Annotated in this window: 18 protein-coding genes; 10 read left to right on the forward strand and 8 right to left on the reverse strand. The window is 61.3% G+C overall.

The annotated features are described in order from the left end of the window. Window positions 1-22 precede the first annotated feature (22 nt). Window positions 23-760, forward strand: coding sequence for a substrate-binding periplasmic protein (locus tag BM269_RS19365; RefSeq protein ID WP_170860427.1), 738 nt, complete (start codon window positions 23-25; stop codon window positions 758-760). Here BM269_RS19365 and BM269_RS19370 read toward each other — a convergent pair whose 3' ends face one another. Further along, window positions 761-1060, reverse strand: a complete 300-nt coding sequence (locus BM269_RS19370) for a putative quinol monooxygenase (protein WP_090440620.1) — start codon at window positions 1058-1060, stop codon at window positions 761-763. It lies immediately after the preceding gene. A 106-nt stretch (window positions 1061-1166) separates the two neighbouring features. On the opposite strand from BM269_RS19370, the gene BM269_RS19375 reads away from it, so the two are divergent. Beyond that, complete coding sequence (locus BM269_RS19375) at window positions 1167-2138, forward strand: GlxA family transcriptional regulator (protein ID WP_090440623.1); 972 nt, start codon at window positions 1167-1169, stop codon at window positions 2136-2138. Here the strand turns inward: BM269_RS19375 and BM269_RS19380 are convergent. Beyond that, entirely contained in the window at window positions 2119-4557 is a 2439-nt protein-coding gene (locus BM269_RS19380; protein WP_090440626.1) for a CehA/McbA family metallohydrolase, read from the reverse strand. The genes BM269_RS19375 and BM269_RS19380 overlap by 20 nt on opposite strands. 306 nt (window positions 4558-4863) lie before the next feature. Here BM269_RS19380 and BM269_RS19385 point away from each other — a divergent pair, with 306 nt between their 5' ends. Further along, window positions 4864-5487 carry a glutathione S-transferase family protein gene (locus tag BM269_RS19385; protein ID WP_090440629.1) on the forward strand — a complete coding sequence of 208 codons (624 nt, stop codon included), beginning with the start codon at window positions 4864-4866 and terminating at the stop codon, window positions 5485-5487. Window positions 5488-5534: 47 nt separating this feature from the next. After that, window positions 5535-7130, forward strand: coding sequence for a hypothetical protein (locus BM269_RS19390; protein ID WP_090440632.1), 1596 nt, complete (start codon window positions 5535-5537; stop codon window positions 7128-7130). Window positions 7131-7158: 28 nt separating this feature from the next. Here the strand turns inward: BM269_RS19390 and BM269_RS19395 are convergent, their stop codons facing one another. Beyond that, window positions 7159-7914, reverse strand: a complete 756-nt coding sequence (locus BM269_RS19395; RefSeq protein ID WP_090440635.1) for an AraC family transcriptional regulator — start codon at window positions 7912-7914, stop codon at window positions 7159-7161. Between the two features lie 101 nt (window positions 7915-8015). On the opposite strand from BM269_RS19395, the gene BM269_RS19400 reads away from it, so the two are divergent. From BM269_RS19400 to BM269_RS19425, 6 genes are read left to right on the forward strand one after another with little or no spacing between them, the layout of a single operon-like run. Further along, window positions 8016-8960: a 4-hydroxyproline epimerase gene (locus tag BM269_RS19400; RefSeq protein WP_170860428.1), complete on the forward strand. Its 945-nt coding sequence runs from the start codon at window positions 8016-8018 to the stop codon at window positions 8958-8960. A 2-nt stretch (window positions 8961-8962) separates the two neighbouring features. Beyond that, entirely contained in the window at window positions 8963-10084 is a 1122-nt protein-coding gene (locus BM269_RS19405; protein WP_090440638.1) for an NAD(P)/FAD-dependent oxidoreductase, read from the forward strand. Beyond that, window positions 10077-10319: a 2Fe-2S iron-sulfur cluster-binding protein gene (locus BM269_RS19410; RefSeq protein WP_090440641.1), complete on the forward strand. Its 243-nt coding sequence runs from the start codon at window positions 10077-10079 to the stop codon at window positions 10317-10319. The genes BM269_RS19405 and BM269_RS19410 overlap by 8 nt, the downstream gene beginning before the upstream one ends. Continuing rightward, window positions 10316-11587, forward strand: a complete 1272-nt coding sequence (locus BM269_RS19415; RefSeq protein ID WP_090440644.1) for an NAD(P)/FAD-dependent oxidoreductase — start codon at window positions 10316-10318, stop codon at window positions 11585-11587. Before BM269_RS19410 ends, BM269_RS19415 begins: the two co-directional genes overlap by 4 nt. A 1-nt stretch (window position 11588) precedes the next feature. Next, window positions 11589-12500, forward strand: coding sequence for a dihydrodipicolinate synthase family protein (locus tag BM269_RS19420; RefSeq protein WP_090440648.1), 912 nt, complete (start codon window positions 11589-11591; stop codon window positions 12498-12500). 26 nt (window positions 12501-12526) lie between these two features. Next, a complete protein-coding gene (locus tag BM269_RS19425) occupies window positions 12527-13270 on the forward strand; it encodes a YoaK family protein (protein ID WP_090440651.1) in 744 nt (247 codons plus the stop codon). Here BM269_RS19425 and BM269_RS19430 read toward each other — a convergent pair. From BM269_RS19430 to BM269_RS19450, 5 genes are all read right to left on the reverse strand, one after another. After that, complete coding sequence (locus BM269_RS19430; protein ID WP_090440654.1) at window positions 13267-13689, reverse strand: universal stress protein; 423 nt, start codon at window positions 13687-13689, stop codon at window positions 13267-13269. The two genes, BM269_RS19425 and BM269_RS19430, sit on opposite strands and share 4 nt — an antisense overlap. A 60-nt stretch (window positions 13690-13749) precedes the next feature. After that, a complete protein-coding gene (locus BM269_RS19435) occupies window positions 13750-14160 on the reverse strand; it encodes a DoxX family protein (protein WP_090440657.1) in 411 nt (136 codons plus the stop codon). 99 nt (window positions 14161-14259) lie between these two features. After that, on the reverse strand, window positions 14260-14715 hold the full coding sequence (locus BM269_RS19440; RefSeq protein WP_170860429.1) for a bacteriohemerythrin: 456 nt from the start codon (window positions 14713-14715) through the stop codon (window positions 14260-14262). A gap of 339 nt (window positions 14716-15054) precedes the next feature. Further along, window positions 15055-15576 carry a hypothetical protein gene (locus tag BM269_RS19445; protein ID WP_090440664.1) on the reverse strand — a complete coding sequence of 174 codons (522 nt, stop codon included), beginning with the start codon at window positions 15574-15576 and terminating at the stop codon, window positions 15055-15057. Window positions 15577-15736: 160 nt separating this feature from the next. Next, window positions 15737-16255 carry a GNAT family N-acetyltransferase gene (locus tag BM269_RS19450; RefSeq protein ID WP_090440667.1) on the reverse strand — a complete coding sequence of 173 codons (519 nt, stop codon included), beginning with the start codon at window positions 16253-16255 and terminating at the stop codon, window positions 15737-15739. Window positions 16256-17171 lie beyond the last annotated feature (916 nt).

Below are 17171 nucleotides of genomic sequence, written 5' to 3' on the forward strand. Positions count from 1 at the left end.
GAGGTGCGTCATGTGGAGAGGGTTGTTAGCCGGATTCCTGGTGGTGGGCGCCGTACACGCCGCCGACAAGAAAACCTTCTCCATAGGCGTTGAGGACTACAAGAACTGGCTGCCGTATTCCGAAGTGCGGAACGGCGTGTACGGCGGCCTGGGAAGGGATATCCTCGATGCCTTCGCCCGGCAGATGGGCTACACCTTCGTTTACGAATCCTATCCATTGAAGCGGCGCGACCGCCTGTTCGTCGACGGGCAGGTCGACCTGTCCTTCCCGGACAACCCGAACTGGGTGGTGGAGATGAAGAAGGAACTGAAAATCAGCTATGCCCCGGTACTGGAATTCACCGACGGCGTGCTGGTTCGGCCCGAGGACATCGGCAAGGGGGTAAGCCGCCTGAAAACCCTCGGCATCCCGCTCGGCTTCACGCCTTATCCATACCAGCAACTGATGTCGGCCGGCTCGCTGCGCATCGAGGAGACGGCCGATTACGATGCCCTCTATGAAAAGCTGATCATGCGGCGCGTCGATGGCGCCTACATGAACACACGTATCGCCCACCATTACTGGACCAAGATCCGCAAGCTGCCGCAGGTACCGGTGTTGTATGACCCGGACCTGCCGCATGCTTCCGGGCAGTGGTACCTGTCCTCGCACAAATACCCGAAGGTGGTGGATGAATTCCGCCGTTTCATGCAGACCAATAAGGCGGAAGTGGAGGAGCTGAAAAAGAGGTACAACTTCATCTCCTCCGACGACCAGTAATTACGCGGTTTTCAGGCCCAGTACCTCGATCGGCTCGATGCTCGGCGGTGTGGCGAACAGCTCTGGTGCCTGCGCCATCAGGGCTTGTGCGATCGGGCCATTCAGGTGGCCCTGGCGCGCTTCTTCCGTCTCGAAGGCATCGAAGACGCCGAACACACGCTCCGACAGGCGCAGGGCGAACCAGTACTTGGTGCCCGGCTCCTGCCTGGCCAGCGCCAGGCCGGTTTGGAGGAAGTCGGCCACGGCGGATTCCTTGCCCGGTTTGGCTTCGAAACGGGCGAACAGTGCGTACTTGATCATGTTATCTCCTGGTTGGATTGATCGCGAAACTGCGATGGAGGTACTTTACCGAGGCCGCGCTTCCGGTTAAATTGGCGAGATTGACATCTTTGGTATCGATCGCGCCATGAATATCACCGTACTCGCACTGGACAGCGTGTTCGACACCGGGCTTTCGGCCGTCCTGGACGCCTTCACCACTGCCAATGAGCTGGCGCCCATGCTGGAGGCGCCGCAGCCGGTGTTCAACGTGACGCTGGCGGGCATCCGTCCCGCCGTGCGCAGTGCGCAAGGCATGCAATTGCCGGTGGTGCCCCTGGCTTACGCACCTGCTCCTGACCTGTTGATCCTGCCCGCCATCGGCCACAAGATGCCGGAGCCGCTGCAGGCCGCGCTGGCGTCGGCCGAAGTGGCGGAAGCCGGCGCCGTGCTGCGCCGGCAGGCCGGGCAGGGCGTGCGCATCGCCGCCGCCTGCATCGGCACCTTCGTGCTGGCGGAAAGCGGGCTATTGGACGGCGAAGAAGCCACCACGACCTGGTGGCTGACGCCCATGTTCCGCCAGCGCTATCCCAAGGTGCGTCTGGATGCGCAGCGCATGGTGGTGGCATCGGGCCGGTTCATTACGGCGGGTGCTGCGCTCAGCCACCTCGATATGTCGCTGGCCCTGATCCGGCAAGCCAGCCCGGAACTGGCGGCGATGGTGGCGCGCTACCTGGTGGTGGATGCGCGGCCGGCGCAGTCGGCGTATGTGATTTCCGACCACCTGGCCCATGCCGATCCGCTGGTGGCGGGGTTCGACCGCTGGGTGAGGCAGCATCTGGCGGAGGGTTTCCAGCTGGAGGCAGCGGCGGCGGCGCTGGCCACCAGCAAGCGCACGCTGGCGCGGCGCCTGCAGGAGGTGCTGGGCAAGACGCCCGTGAATTATGTGCAGGACCTGCGCATCGAGCGCGCAGTCCACCTGCTCAAGACCAGCGACCAGAACGTCGATCGCATCGCCGAGCAGGTGGGTTATCGCGACGGCGTGACATTGCGCACGCTGCTGCGGCGCAAGCTTGGCAAGGGCTTGCGCGACATCAGGGTCACTGCACGTTCAGCGTAACGTCATCCACGATGAAGGAGGTGGCAATGGTGGAGCCTTCCACGCCTTCGAAGTAGACACGCACGGTCTGGCCTTTGTACGCACTCATGTCGAAGGTGCGCTGTACATAGCTGGAACCCTTGTTCAGGTTCGAGTAAGTGGCCAGCGTTGCCAGCACGGCGCCGCTGCTGTTGCGTACCTGGACTTTCAGCGTGTCGTAAGCCTGGGTCGTGGTGGTTTCGTCGGACGTGACCTTCAGCCAGAAGCCCAGGGTGGCGCTGTTGGCGGTCGAAGGGATGCTTACTTGCTGGTACAGGGTGTCGGTATGTGCGCTGCCGTAGCCGTTCATCCAGGCTTTCCAGGTGCCGCCATGGCCCGACACCGAGGAATCGTTGGTGATTACGCCGCTGCTCGCGCTCCAGCTGGTGCTGCCGGATTCAAAGCCGCTGTTCAGCAACAGCTGCTGCGTGATGGTGGTGTTGTTCACGCTGAAGTTGACGGCGGAAGACAGGGCACTGTTGCCGGCCGCGTCGAAGGCCTTGGCGGTCAGCACGTGGGTGCCATTGCTTACACCGGTCGAATTGAAGCCGTACGACCATGGCGATGCGGTATCGGTGCCTTTCAACGCGCCGTCCACGTAGAACTCGACCTTGGTCACGCCGACGTTGTCGGTGGCATTGGCGTTGAAGGTGATGGTGCCGCTGCTGCCGCTGCTGGAAGTGCTGACAGTAGGGGCCACGGTGTCGCCGCCGCTGGAACCCTGTTGCGTCACCCAGACCGGTGCCGACCATAGGATATTGCCGTCGTCCTGGGTTACCTTGGCGTAGTAGAAGTGGGCGCCATCGGTCGGGGTGATAGTGGTGTTCGCGCTGGAGGCGAGCAGGGTGACGGTGCCGTTGCGGCCTGGGACGCCTTCATAGAATTCCGAGGTCGATACCGTCTTGCCGGAACTGCTGGTGAAATTGGCCACCAGGTTCAGCGGGCCGCTGTTGGTGAAGCGCTCGCCCATGATATGGCCGTTGGCGGTCAGCACCAGTTGCGACGTCTTGTCCATGGTCGCGAAGACGCGGCGGGCGCGGATCGCATCCATGAAACTGGCTGTGCTCAGGGCGGTGCCGTTCGGGATCAGCACGCCCGTGCGGTTGGTGTAGGAAGCGCCCCAGTTAGCGCAGTGGTTGTCCTGGTCGGTGACGAACGCGACGTGGAACCCGGCTTCCAGCGCTTTCTTGCAGGCGCCTTCGTAATTGCTGCGGCCCGTTTCGGTTTCGGTGGTATTGATGGAGAAGGCGGATGTGTTCATCACTTCGCACAGCGCCATTGCCTCGTCGCCGTCGGCCGTGTAGCCCAGGGCTACGCCGTTGACCAGGAACTGGCCGCTGCTCGACGGGTGGTTGAACTGGCCCAGCCAGCCGCGTTGGCGCATCAGCGTGTACAGGCCGGCGTAGTCGTTCTTGGCGGTGAAGGTGTCGGCAAGCAGTTGGCCGGAACCGTTGCTCTCCCAACCCAGCAACTCGTTCGAGTTGAGGATGTTCATGTGGCCGCCGTTGTTGATGACGCCCCATTCCATGCCATAGATCGCCAGGAAGTTCGGGTTGGCGCTGTTGAAGCTGGCCGCTTCGGCCAGGCCGGCCTGGTACAGGGCCTTGGCGGTGGCTGGATTGGCGGACGTGTTGGTGGAATCCGAGCCGTCGTACATGTGGTTATGTTCGGATGCCATCAGGAAGTCCAGGCCCCGGTTCTTGGCGTAGTTGAAGGCGTCGGTTGGACCGTAGGCCGCCGACTGCGGGTGTTGCGCGCCGGTGCATGCACCCAGGTCGCCGCCGCCGTCGCTGTGGTTGGTCTGGCTGTGCATATTGCCGAAATAGACGGTGTACGGCAGGGACGATGGCGCTGGCGCCATCGCCATCAACGATGGCGCTGGCGCCATCGCCATCAACGATGGCGCCGCGGCGGCCTTGGCCTGCGGCTGCTGGCCGATAGCGATGTCCCATTCCTGGTCGTGGATTTCGCCGTCGTGGCTGGCGATGCGGCGCAATACGGCGTCCACACCTGAGGCCAGGCCGCGCTGGGCGTCGTCGGAAATGGCACGCAGGCGCGCCTTGTAGATGCCGTTCTGCAGGGCGTTACGGCGGTTGCGGCCGGCCCATTCAACGTTGACGGTGACCGGCTTGTCTTGCAGGCGTTCGACGCCGGTCCAGCGTTCCACCACGCTGCCGTTTGGCGCGACGACTTCCAGCACCCAGCTTACCGACTGGGCGTTCTTGGCGTAAGGGTAGCTGAATTCGAGCTTGAAGCTGCGCGCTTCATTGGTACCGGCAACCGCGCGGTAAGGCGCATGCAGCGTGGCTTCGAACTCGTGGTGGTCGGCGGTGGATGCCTGGGCGGTGCCGATGGCTGCCAGTGCGGCGGCCATCGCTAGTTTGCGAAATGCGAAAGTCATGGTTTTCCCCGTGCTGTGATAATGCGCGAGAATATGCGGCAGCACGGGAGCGGCGACAAATACGGAAAAGCTTTGCTATTAAGACGCAGGGCTTATATACCGGTTTGAATTGTCTGAACTTGAACAGATTTCGTGATTTGTCCAATTTTGAAAGAGTTATGTGACGGGGGCGTCATAAATCTCTTGGCAACTTGTGGTGTATTTGCGTCATGTTTACCGGGGCCGGAACACCAATACCGGCACGGGTGTGTCGAGCGGCATGCGATGGGTCGAGCTCCCAAGCGGGCCGGTGCTAAAATCGCCGGCATGCTGAAACTACTCGGAAAACCGACCTCCATCAACGTGCGCAAGGTGTTGTGGACGCTGGCCGAAACCGGCCTGGCTTATGAGCGCGAAGACTGGGGCGATGGATACCGTACAACCAATGTGCCGGAGTTCCTGGCATTGAACCCGAACGCCACGGTGCCCGTGCTGGTGGACGGCGGCTTCGTATTATGGGAATCGAACAGCATTTGCCGCTACCTGTGCGGCAAGGCGGGCTGCCACGACCTGCTGCCCGCTGAACCGCAAGCGCGCGCACGCGTCGAGCAGTGGATGGACTGGCAGGCCACGGACCTGAACAGCTCCTGGCGCTACGCCTTCATGGCGCTGGTGCGCAACAGCCCGGCCTTCACCGATCCAGCACAAATCGCCGCTAGTGCAGCGGCCTGGAATCGCAACGTCGGCATCCTCGACCGCCACCTGGCCGCCGGCGATCCTTTTGCGGCCGGCGCCAATTTCACGCTGGCCGACGTCGTCCTCGGATTGTCCCTGAACCGTTGGCTGATGACGCCAATTGACCGCCCTGACTTCCCAGCTGTCGACGCCTATGTCGAGCGCCTTCTTGAACGTCCCGGCTATCGCGAGTTCGGTCGTAACGGAATTTCCTAGTGGTAATATGCAAGTATTAACTTCCTCCACTGGCAATTGCCATATTAATGATTACAGACCAAACTCACGCCCATCCCGTCGATAGCGCCTTTGACGTTTTTGTTGCGCAAATCAACGACCGCTTCAGCGCGTTGACCGGGCCGATTTTCGAGACTGATGCCACTGAATTGTTCGATGCTTATCTCCAAGCCTGCGCCGATCCGGCTGAGCGCCAGAAGCGTACGTGCAGCTGCTGCCGGAAGTTCATTGAGCGCTTCGGCGGATTGGCGACGGTCGGCGATGACGGCCAACTGGTGCCAGCGTTGTGGGATATTGAGGACGTGCCCGAGCCATACCGTGAAGCGCTCGTCGCGCTGCAACGCAAAGTTCGGCGGGCCAGCATCAGCATGCCATTCCTGTCGGGCGAAGCGGTGTTCGGCAAGCCTGAAAAGGGCGGTTGGCACCACTTCGCTGTCAAGTCGGGAAAGGTCTTCGCCAGTAATGGGCTTGACAATGCCTTCCAGGCCGCCAGTGCCAGGCGGCAGGCGTTCGATTCGGTGCGTCGCGCGTTGGACGAGTATACGCCGTCCACCTGCGCCACGGCATTGCGTTTGCTGAAGGACGATGCGCTCGCCAATTCAGAAGCGGCGTTGGGCCAGGCGCAATTCCTGGTGGACCTGCATGCCGCGCGTGACTCCGTCGACGGCCAGCAGGGTAAGGACAATATCGTCTATCGCATGGTGGCTACCGCGCCGACGGGTTTTTGCCATCCGCGTTCAAGCATGATCGCTACGCTGCTTGACGATATTGCGACCGGCAAATCGTTCGAAGAAGCTGCAGCCAGCTGGGCCGCCAAGATGCATCCGCTGCGTTATCTGCGGCCGCAGGCAGCTCCGACCGCAGGCGCCATCAAGGCAGCCGAAGCGGCTTTCGAAAAGCTGGGCGCGGGAACGGCGCTGCAACGCCGCTATGCAACGATGGCAGACATCCTGGAAACGGTCTGGCTGCCCAAGACCGCGCCGAAGCAGGAAGCGAAAGGCGGCCTGTTCGCTAGCATTATTCCTAAAGGGGTAAGCGCGCGGACCACGTCGATGATGGCGCCGGCGACGGTCATGACGCTGGATAAATTCCGTCGTACAGTGCTGCCGGACGCGGACAAGATCGAGATGGCGGCACCAGCGGGCCGGACATCATTCGTTGCCCTGACATCGGCGGTCCATGCCGATGCTCGTCCGATCCTGCAGTGGGACAATGACTCCCAGCGCAACCCGGTTGCCTGGTACATTTACCATGGCGGTTCATCTGCCAGCGATTTCAATTTGTGCGGCGGCTTTTACGAAGTAACGGCAATGACGCTGCCGCCGCACGCATGGTTGGGGCAGGTTCATCCCCAACAAGGCGAAGGCATTGTGTTATTGCTTAAGAACGCGCGCGACTTGCGTAAGTGTGGAGGGCATTCGGCAATATTCCCCTCTTGCCTGAAAGGCGAGTTCCATGGATTCAGGTCGACCATCGAGGCGTACAGCAACACAAATAGCCTGGCGGGTTTTGGCGAAGACAATGTGGCTGGCTTGTTGCTGTCGAAGGGAGATCAGTATCAGGTAACGCTGCGGGTTACGTCAGGAGACCAGGTCAGCGACTACCGTTTGGACCGCTGGGATTAATCCTCTGGCGGCATCGCGGCCTACTTCCTCAATGTTCGCGAAGCAGCAAGCGGTATTCGCTAGGTGTCACGCCGACGGTGGCGCGGAACTGGCGGGTGAAGGCGCTGTGGTCGGCGTAGCCGCAGGCCTGTGCGATGTCGGAAACGCTTGAGTCGCCGGCCAGCATGCGCGAGGCCGCCTCCAGCCGCGTCTTGATGATCATCTGGCGCGGCGTAAGGTGGAAAATGCGCTCGAAGTAGCGCTCGATCTGCGCCACCGACATATTGGCCGTGCGTGCCAATTGTGGCAAGGTCAGGGTCTCGCCATACTTATCGTGAATCAGCCGGACCGCATCGGCAACCTTGTGGTACGCGGGGTTCTTGTGGTCGGCCATGGCCAGGTCGCGCGACACGCCGGCCAGGCCGACGATCGCGCCTTGCGCATCGCGCAAGGGCCGCTTTTGCGTCAGGCACCAGCCCGGATCACGGTTGGGATAGAGGTGCAGCTCAAGCTGGTCTTCGATCTGCACGCCATCATCCAGCACCGACTGGTCCTGGGCCTGGAAGCGCTGGCCTAGGGGCGCGGCAAACACCTCGTTGGCGGTCTTGCCCAGCAGGCCGGACTTGTCTTTCATCCCGCAGCGCCGCGCCAGAGTCTGGTTCACCACCACATAGCGCCCCGCACGGTCCTTGACGAAAAACACCACGTCCGGCAGCGCATCGAACAGGGGCTCCGCAAAGAAAACATCCTCGATCCGGGCTCCCAGATCGTTGCGCGCCGTGCTGTGTAAAAGATGTACTGACATGCGGTTCTCCCAGTGAGTTTGTCTATTTTTACACGGTTATGCAGATTTCGTCACCTTCGGCAGCCAGGCGATGCAAGACGGCGGCCCTGGGAAGGCATAAGATGGCAAGCATGAAAACCATAGCCATTATCGATTCCCACACCGGCGGAGAACCGACCCGCCTGGTGATTGACGGCGGCCCCGACCTGGGCGCCGGTCCCCTCAACGAACGCCTGGCGCGCTTTCGCAACGAGCATGACGGCTTCCGTTCCGGCGTGGTGTGCGAACCGCGTGGCTCGGACGTGCTGGTGGGCGCGCTGCTGTGCGAGCCGCATGCTCCGGATTGTGCAGCAGGCGTCATCTTCTTCAACAACGTCGGCTTTCTCGGCATGTGCGGCCACGGCACCATCGGCCTGGTGGCGTCGCTCGCTTTCATGGGCCGCCTGAGCGCGGGCGTGCACCGTATCGATACGCCGGTCGGCGTGGTGGAAGCGCAGTTGCATGACGACGGCAGCGTGACGGTGAACAATGTGCCTTCCTGGCGCAAGGCGACTGGCGTGCCGGTCGATGTGCCAGGCTATGGCGTAGTGCGCGGCGATATCGCCTGGGGCGGCAACTGGTTCTTCCTGGTATCCGACCATGGCCGGGAACTCGAACTGGCCAATGTGCGCGAGCTGTCGGCCTACACCACCGCGATCAAGGATGCGCTGGAAGCGCAAGGCATCACCGGCGATAACGGCGCGCTGATCGACCATATCGAGCTGTTTGCCGATTCCCGCAGCGGCTTGGGCGACAGCCGGAACTTCGTACTGTGCCCGGGCAATGCCTACGACCGTTCCCCTTGCGGCACCGGCACCAGCGCCAAGCTGGCTTGCCTGGCGGCCGACGGCAAATTGGCGGAAGGCGAAGTCTGGCGCCAGGAAAGCATCGTCGGCAGCGTGTTCGAAGGTTCTTATCGCCGAGAGGGCGAGCGCGTATTGCCTAGTATTCGCGGCAAGGCCTGGGTGAATGCGACGGCGACCCTGGTGCTGGACCCGAGCGATCCATTTGTCTGGGGAATTCGTTGAGCATGAAACCGGACGTCCTGATTGTCGGCGCGGGAATTATCGGCGCTGCTTGCGCCGATGCCTTGTCGGCGCGGGGCTTGCGCGTGACCGTGGTCGAGCGCGATGCGGTCGGAAGCGGCGCAACTGCCGCCGGTATGGGCCACTTGGTGGCCATGGACGATAACGCGGCTGAACTGGCCCTGAGCTCCCATTCGCTGGAATTATGGAAAGAGCTGGTGGACGGCCAGGGGCAGCGCCATGAATACAGCCGTTGCGGCACCATCTGGGTGGCCGCGGACGATGAGGAGCTGGAAGCTGCGCGCGCCAAGGCCGTCACCATGAAGGCCCATGGACTGGAATGCGATGTGATCGGCGCGCAAGAGCTGTACCGGCTGGAGCCGAACCTGCGGCCGCACCTGGCTGGCGGCCTGCTGGTGCAGGGTGATGGCCTGGTGTATCCGCCAAAGAGCGCGCGCATCCTGCTGGCGCGCGCAGTGGCGCGCGGCGCGTCGCTGGTCATGGGCGAAGTCGTGGCGCTGGAGGACGGCGCTGTCGTGCTGGCGGACGGATCGCGCCTGTCGGCGGGGCAGGTGGTGCTTGCGGCGGGTACGCGTTGCCTGTCGCTGGCACCGGACCTGCCGCTGCGGCCCAAGAAGGGCCACGTGATGATTACCGACCGCTATCCGGGATTCATTCGCCACCAACTGGTGGAGCTTGGATATATCAAGAGTGCACACGCGTCGGAAGGCGAATCGGTGGCCTTCAACCTGCAGCCGCGTCCCACCGGGCAGGTGCTGATCGGTTCTTCCCGGCAGTTCGACACCGTTGACCTGGCGGCGGAACCGTCGATGATGGCGCGCATGTTGGCCAGGGCGGTCGACTACACTCCGGCGCTGGCGGGCTTGAATGTGCTGCGCTGCTGGACGGGTTTGCGTGCGGCGACCCCGGACGGCTTGCCGCTGATCGGCCCGGACCTGTCGCGCCGCAACGTGTGGCTGGCGACCGGCCATGAAGGATTGGGCATCACGACCTCGCTCGCCACTGCCGAACTGCTGGCGGCGCAGATGGCCGGCGGACCGGCGGGAATCGACTCGCGCCCATACCTGCCGAGCCGCTTTGATGCACAGGGGAGGGCATATGGCTGATTCCATCAACCTGACTATCGACGGACATGGCACGACCGTTGCCGCCGGAACCACCGTCGCCGCTGCCATTGCAGGCGTGACGCGGCGTTCGGTCAGCGGGCAACTGCGTGCGCCTTTGTGCGGCATGGGCGTTTGCCAGGAGTGCCGCGTGACCATTAACGGCCGGGCGCATGTGCTGTCCTGCCAAACGCTTTGCCGTTCGGGGATGGACGTGCAGACGGGAGCGGCGGCATGACACAGTTCTTCGACATCCTGATCGTCGGTGCCGGGCCGGCCGGCTTGGCAGCGGCGCATGCCGCAGCGAGCACCGAAGGCAAGCGCAGTATTGCCATCGTCGACGACAATCCGCTGGCCGGCGGCCAGATCTGGCGCGGCGGCCCGGCGAAGCAGCAGGACCAGCGTGCCCGCCAGCTCTGGCAAGCGTTGGAAGCGGCAAGCAATGTGAGCGTGCTGCCTGGCACCCGCGTACTGATGCAAACACAGCCCGGCGAACTGCTGGTGCAGGACGCCGAACAGGCGCGCACCATCCGCTACAACCAGTTGATCCTGGCAACCGGTGCGCGCGAATTGCTGCTGCCGTTCCCAGGCTGGACACTGCCCGGCGTGACCGGCGCAGGCGGCCTGCAAGCGCTGGCCAAAGGCGGCTACCCCGTGCAGGGCAAGCGCGTGGTGGTGGCCGGTACCGGTCCATTGCTGCTGGCCGTCGCGGCAACCTTGAAAGAACGTGGCGCGATCGTTGCCGCCATCGTCGAGCAGGCGGGCATGACCGCCCTGGCGCGCTTTGCCGCAGGCCTGGCGTTGACGCCAACCAAGGCGGTGCAGGCGGCCAAGCTTGGCGTTGCCCTGCGCGGTATCCCGTACTTGAGCAACAGTTATGTAACGATCGCCCGCGGCGACGTGCAGCTGACATCCGTGCAGGTCCAGCGCAAGGATGCGAAGCTCGATATCGATTGCGACTATCTCGCTTGCGGCTACGGCCTGCTGCCAAACACGGAACTGGCGCGCGCACTTGGCTGCGAAATAGAGCAAGGCGCGGTAAAGACCGATCCCTGGCAGCGTACCTCGGTGCCGGATGTATTGTGCGCAGGCGAGGGCACAGGTGTCGGCGGCGTCGACCTGGCCCTGGTTGAAGGCCGGATCGCCGGCATGGTGGCTTGCGGCCAAGGCATGGCGCAGGAACTCTTCACCGAGCGCGCACAATGGCAGGGCTTCGCGGCCCGGCTGGCGCGTGCCTTCGCCCCGCGCGAGGAACTGCGCAAGCTGGCGCAAACGGACACCATCGTTTGCCGCTGCGAAGACGTCTGCCACGACGAATTGCGCGAGCATGCGAACTGGCGCAGCGCCAAGCTGCATACCCGCTGCGGCATGGGCCCTTGCCAGGGCCGCATCTGCGGCAACGCAACCGATTTCCTGTACGGATGGCGTCCGGACGCCGTGCGTACTCCGATCTCGCCGGCACTTGCCGGCAGCATTATCACCCTCGAACCTCACAAGGAGACTTGAAATGGCAGCAATCAAATGGGAAGGCGTATTCCCTGCAGTAACCACCAAATTCCACGCGAATGAGGAGCTGGACCACGCGGAAATGGAGAAGCACTTCTCCTTCATGATCGACAGCGGCTGCCACGGCCTGGTGACCTGCGGTTCCCTGGGCGAAGCGAGCACCCTGTCCTTCGAAGAAAAGCTGGCTGTCGCCAAGACCGCCGTCAAGGTGGCCAACGGCCGCGTGCCGGTGCTGGCCAACGTCAGTGAAACCCGCACTGCCAACGCCGAGCGCTATGTGCAGGAAGCGCGCGACCTGGGCGTGGACGGCTTCATGGTGATGCCTTCGGTGCTGTACGCTGCCGACGCTTTCGAAGCCAAGGCCAACCTGCGCGTCATCGCCAAGGCTGCCAAGCTGCCGATCATGGTGTACAACAACCCTGTGACCTACAAAGTCGACCTGACCCCGGCCGACTTCAAGGAACTGTCGGACTGCGAAGAACTGGAAGCGATCAAAGAATCGACCGACAACATCCGCCGCGTGACCGACCTGCGTAACGTTGTGGGCGACCGCTACGCCATCTTCATGGGCGTGGACGACCTGGCCTTCGAAGGCCTGGCACTCGGCGCCGACGGCCTGCTGGCTGGCCTGGTGGTGGCTTTCCCGAAAGAGACCGTGGCCCTGTACAACCTGGTGAAAGCCGGCCGCCTGGCAGAAGCGCTGAAGCTGTACCAGTGGTTCATGCCGTTGCTGCACCTCGACGTTTCGACCAAGCTGGTGCAGAATCTGAAACTGGTGGAGGCACTGGTCGAAGTTGGCAACGAAAACGTTCGCCGTCCACGCCAGCCACTGCGCGGCGCTGACCGCGAGTTCGTGGTGCAGGTGGTGCAGCAGGCCCTGGCAACCCGTCCCGACGTCAGCGCTTACCTGTAACAGGATAATGCCCATGCCGAGGACGAATGCCGATCAATTATGTAAGAAGGCTGACGGGGCGGCAGCGCGCCGCCCAGGCTAATCGCCACCTCGGCATCGTCCTGGCTTTCGTGGCCGGGGCGGCCAACGCTGGCGGCTTCCTCGCCGTCAAGCAGTACACCTCGCACATGACGGGTATCCTGTCCTCCGCAGCCGACAACATGGCGTTGGGTGCCATCGACGCGGCCCTCGACTGTGCCGGCGCCTTGCTGGCATTTGTCGCCGGTGCGGCCAGTTGCGCCATCATGGTCAATTTCGCCCGCCGCCGCCAGCTTCATAGCGAGTTTGCCTTGCCCCTGCTGGTGGAGGCAGTCCTGTTGCTGGCGTTTGGAGTGATGGGAACCAGCTTGCAGTCGATCGACGTATTCGTACTGCCGGCTACGGTGATGCTCCTGTGCTTCATGATGGGTTTGCAGAATGCCGTGATCACCAAGCTGTCCAACGCGGAGATCCGCACCACCCATATGACGGGCATCGTCACCGACCTTGGCATCGAGACCGGCAAGGCGCTTTACTGGAACCGCGACGGGCAAGCCGTACCGCGCGTCGCTGCCGACTGGAAGCGGGTGCGGATCCTGGCCTCGCTGCTGTCATCCTTCTTCATTGGTGCGCTGGCCGGCGCATTCGGCTTCCAGGCGTTAGGCTTCGGGGCGGTGCTGCCGCTGGCCTGCGTGCTGCTGGCCATGGCGGCAGTGCCGATCTACGACGACCTGGTTGCCGTTCGCCGCTAGCCTTCGCGGAACACCAGTACCGGTATCTTGCTGTGCGTGAGTACTTTCTGCGTCTGGCTGCCCAGCATCAGGCTGGCCAGTCCGCTGCGGCCGCGCGAGGCCATCGCGATCAGGTCGCAGCCGCGTTGCAGGGCGGTGGCAATGATGGCGGCATGCGGCTGGTCGGCATGCACTTCCAGCGTGGTGCAGTTGACGTGCAAGGTGGTGGCCTGGCGCGCGATATCAGCCAGAATCGTGTTTTCGGCCAGAATGGTGTTCTCGGCTGGCGCTGTAGCCAAACTGGCCAGCGCCGGTTCTTCGGGAAGCACGTGAACCGCCGTGACACGGGCACCGCTTTCACGGGCCATGCGCAGGGCGGCGTTCACTGCCAGTTGCGAAGCGGCGGAGCCGTCGCTTGGAATCAGAATGTGGCGAAACATCTCTTGAAATCTCCTTCAGGTGCCGCAGTCTAAAGTGTTCCGCCACATGCGTGCAACTACTCAGGCGGTGCGCAGCGCGCTGGTGCCGCGGCGTGCGTCCAGGCTAAGGGTGCCGGCGCCGAAGGCAGCGATCTGCAGCAGGCCGCCGGCCATCGCCAGGTTTTTCATCAGGTGGATCATCTGGTTCTGGTCAGCGATTGCGCTGTGGAAGATCAGGCCGGTCACGATCGAGAACGCTGCCAGCGCCAGTGCCACCGGGCGGGTGTACAGTCCGGCCACCAGCAGCACGCCGCCAACTACCTCGATGCCGATGGCTGCGGCCAGCCCCAGTTCGGGGAAGGGCAGGCCCATGGCGCTGATATAGCCGATGGTACCGGCGGGGTTGGCGATCTTGCCGATGCCGCTCATGACGAAAATGGCAGCCATCAGGATGCGGCCGATCAGGGGCAGGTAAGTTCTATCGAAATTCATGGTGTGACTCCTTCAGGGAATGTGTTGTTGATGGAGTCATCTTATGCCGCACAGATATATTCTGGAAGCCAATATATTTAGATGCAATGTATCGTTAATTCAGATGGATTGCTCCTGCAGCAGTTGCGCCAGCTGCTGCCGCAACTTGGCGTTGGGCGGCTGGCTGTGCGGGTGGCCGGCGTTTTCCACCGCCACCGCGAGTGGCAAATCCATGGCGCTGAGATGGCCGAGGAACCAGCGCGGCAGCCGTTCCAGCAGGGTGCGGGCGCCCGCCGGATCGACCTGCGCCACCGGCAGGGCATGCTGCAGCGCGGCCAGCGCCCGGCGGTGGGCGGCGCGGTGTTCATGGTCGGTGGGATAGTAAAGCTGGTCCATCAACGCTTCTTCCTCGGCGAAATCGAGGGACAAGGCGCTGAGCAGCTCGGCAATGCGGCTGGACAGCGCGTTGTCGTCGGCGTCGATGGTGGCGTGAATGGCTTGCAACAGGGCGCGGTGAGAAGCATCCATCTCGGCCACGCCGGTTTCCAGCAGCGGGCTCCATTCGAGGCGTTGCATGGCGGTCTCCTTGTGTATTGCGCCAGTTTCGCCCGGCGGAGACAGGGATTCCATGACACAGATCAACCGGCGCTTTGTTCACTTGCCCCACCAGGAAGCGGTTTTGCCTGTTTTCTTGTTAATGGAAACGTATAGGTCAAAGCATGGGTAAGGCGGTTCAACGGTATTTTCAACGGCGAAAAGCCATTCTTGGTTGTCATCGGTAACGAGATCGACTGATACCTCCGCAGTCTAGCGCCCAGACTCATTCGGCACTCTCGTACCGCAACCTTTTGCGCTGCAGGACGCTCATTTTTAGACTTTTGCGCAGCCGAGGTGGCGGCAAAAGTTGATGAACGATCATTGCAAGCGCAAGGTCACATCCTCAACCATTTTGATGCTCCCATCAGCACCGATATGATGAGTTTGCTTCGCACCGCAGGCATCTACATTCCAAATTTCGGCCGTTAACGTCGAGGTAGAGTCATGCACCTGTCGGTCTATAGCTTTGACCCCGTCAAACATGTCAACACTTACCAATTCTAAATTTTCACAACTGTTATTTTTCTCAACAATCTCGCGCGTGGCCAAAATAAACAACAAAGTATATTTCGTTCTCTCAGGCAGTCGAGATGATCGTAATGCGGAAATACTTTTCGTTGACCATTGGCCGCGAATTATAGAATCTACCTCGGATGCAGTAAAATTAAGGGGTTCTTTACCGTTGTCATTAGGCTTAATTGTAAAGAATATATCTTTGGGAGTATTCCACTCCGCTTTCATCGGAATTTGGTCCAGGGGTAACGACTTGCATCCCGCGAGACTCAGAAGCGCAAGTGTTGCGTAGTACAAGAGGTAAGGCAGATTTTTCAAATAGGTCATCTAATCTCCTATGGATCCAACATCAGCCGCTATTGGAGAGAATGGCAGTTTCGTACTCACATCTGCGGAAGTCGGGAGCCATGCGCCCACGGCTGCGGGCACTGCCCCCAACAACAAATAGCAAACGCGACGGCAAGGCTGTCCCATCGCATTTAGCCGATCACGCGCGCTCACGCATATAGCTACTGATGGTCTTGCCGTTCAACTCAGTCTCCATCTCGAAAGTCATTCCGAGGCGCTCGGCAACGCGACGCGATGATTCATTGCCAGGACCGATAAGAGCCCGAACTTTCAGTTCGCGTCGAACCTCGAACACGTAATTCAAGACCGCCGCTGCCGCCTCGTTCGCAATTCCCTTGCCCCAGAATGCCCGATAAGTATTCCAGCCCATTTCCATCACAGTTGATTGTTCTCTGAAGAAGGCCCCCACACTGCCGACGAGCTGGCCAGTCTGCTTATCCTCTATAGCCCACCAACCAGCTCCGTGGACGAGCCATAATCCAGCATGTGACGTGAAGATTCTCCAGGCCGTCTGACGGTCAGCTGAGCCTAAGTGAACTGAGCTCTCCGGATTCGCCAAATGGTCTGCAAATAAATCGAAGTCCGTGCGCCGATATTCGCGAAGGGTAAGTCGTTCTATCTGGAGGTGCGGTACGGAAGCGGTGAACGCGTGATTCATCAGAGGTGCATCCTTAATTGTGTCAATGGTGATTGCCAGTCCGGTATTGGTCGTTAGCGCACCAACGGAGAAAGAACTTTTTTCGACTCTCGGAATGCTTCAACGAGCGGCTTGGCGTCGTTTGTGAGCTCCATCGTTCCCCCGCACTGATTCGCAGCGACAGCTGGCGCTGTCGTCTCGGCGGCAGGCGTAGCGACGACAATATACGAGGCACTTGTCTCCCAGTACGGTCCCCAGCAATAACAGGCATCTTCCGCAAGCACTGTTACCGATTTCGAGATATTCCCGCGAAGAGTTTCCGTAACCTCAAGTGTAACGAGCTTGCCACCACAAGGTGGCCGCTGGGCTGAATGCTCCCAACAGCCCTTCCATGGCTTGTAATCGCTCTCATCCACAGCCGTTACAGTTCCAATAAACGCAATCTTTGCCGACTGTGCGATTTCGCTCGGCGGCAACGGTATGCATTCACTTGCGTGGCTTGATCCGTGCAGGAGGAGTCCAAATACAATTGCGATTGATCTCATTTTGCTTAAGTAGCTAAACTTGAAATATTTACAACGCCTGCTTCTGCCGCGTCCGCCATCGGAACAGTTCATTCGCAGGGAAAGAATTTAGTCAAAAATTCCTGCGCTGGATCCCTCGTCGGAACGTCGTCCATGAGACCGGGCCTGTCTCTGTAGACGTCACTCATGAATGCCATGGCAATAGAAGGCACCTGTTCTTCTGGCGAACCGACTAAGCAGAATATGGTTCGCGGAACCGTCATCGAATGACCATAGACTTCCCTTCGAGGATCCCAGCCCTTTCTGCCCACGCTCTATTCCTCGCTTTCCGCGTTCGTACTCAGGCGAGTGCGACGAACTCTTATCGGACATTATGAAGCACCCCATAAGGATTTATCATGCCACGTCGCAAC

It is taken from the genome of Duganella sp. CF458 (assembly GCF_900113115.1).
GTDB lineage: Bacteria > Pseudomonadota > Gammaproteobacteria > Burkholderiales > Burkholderiaceae_D > Rugamonas.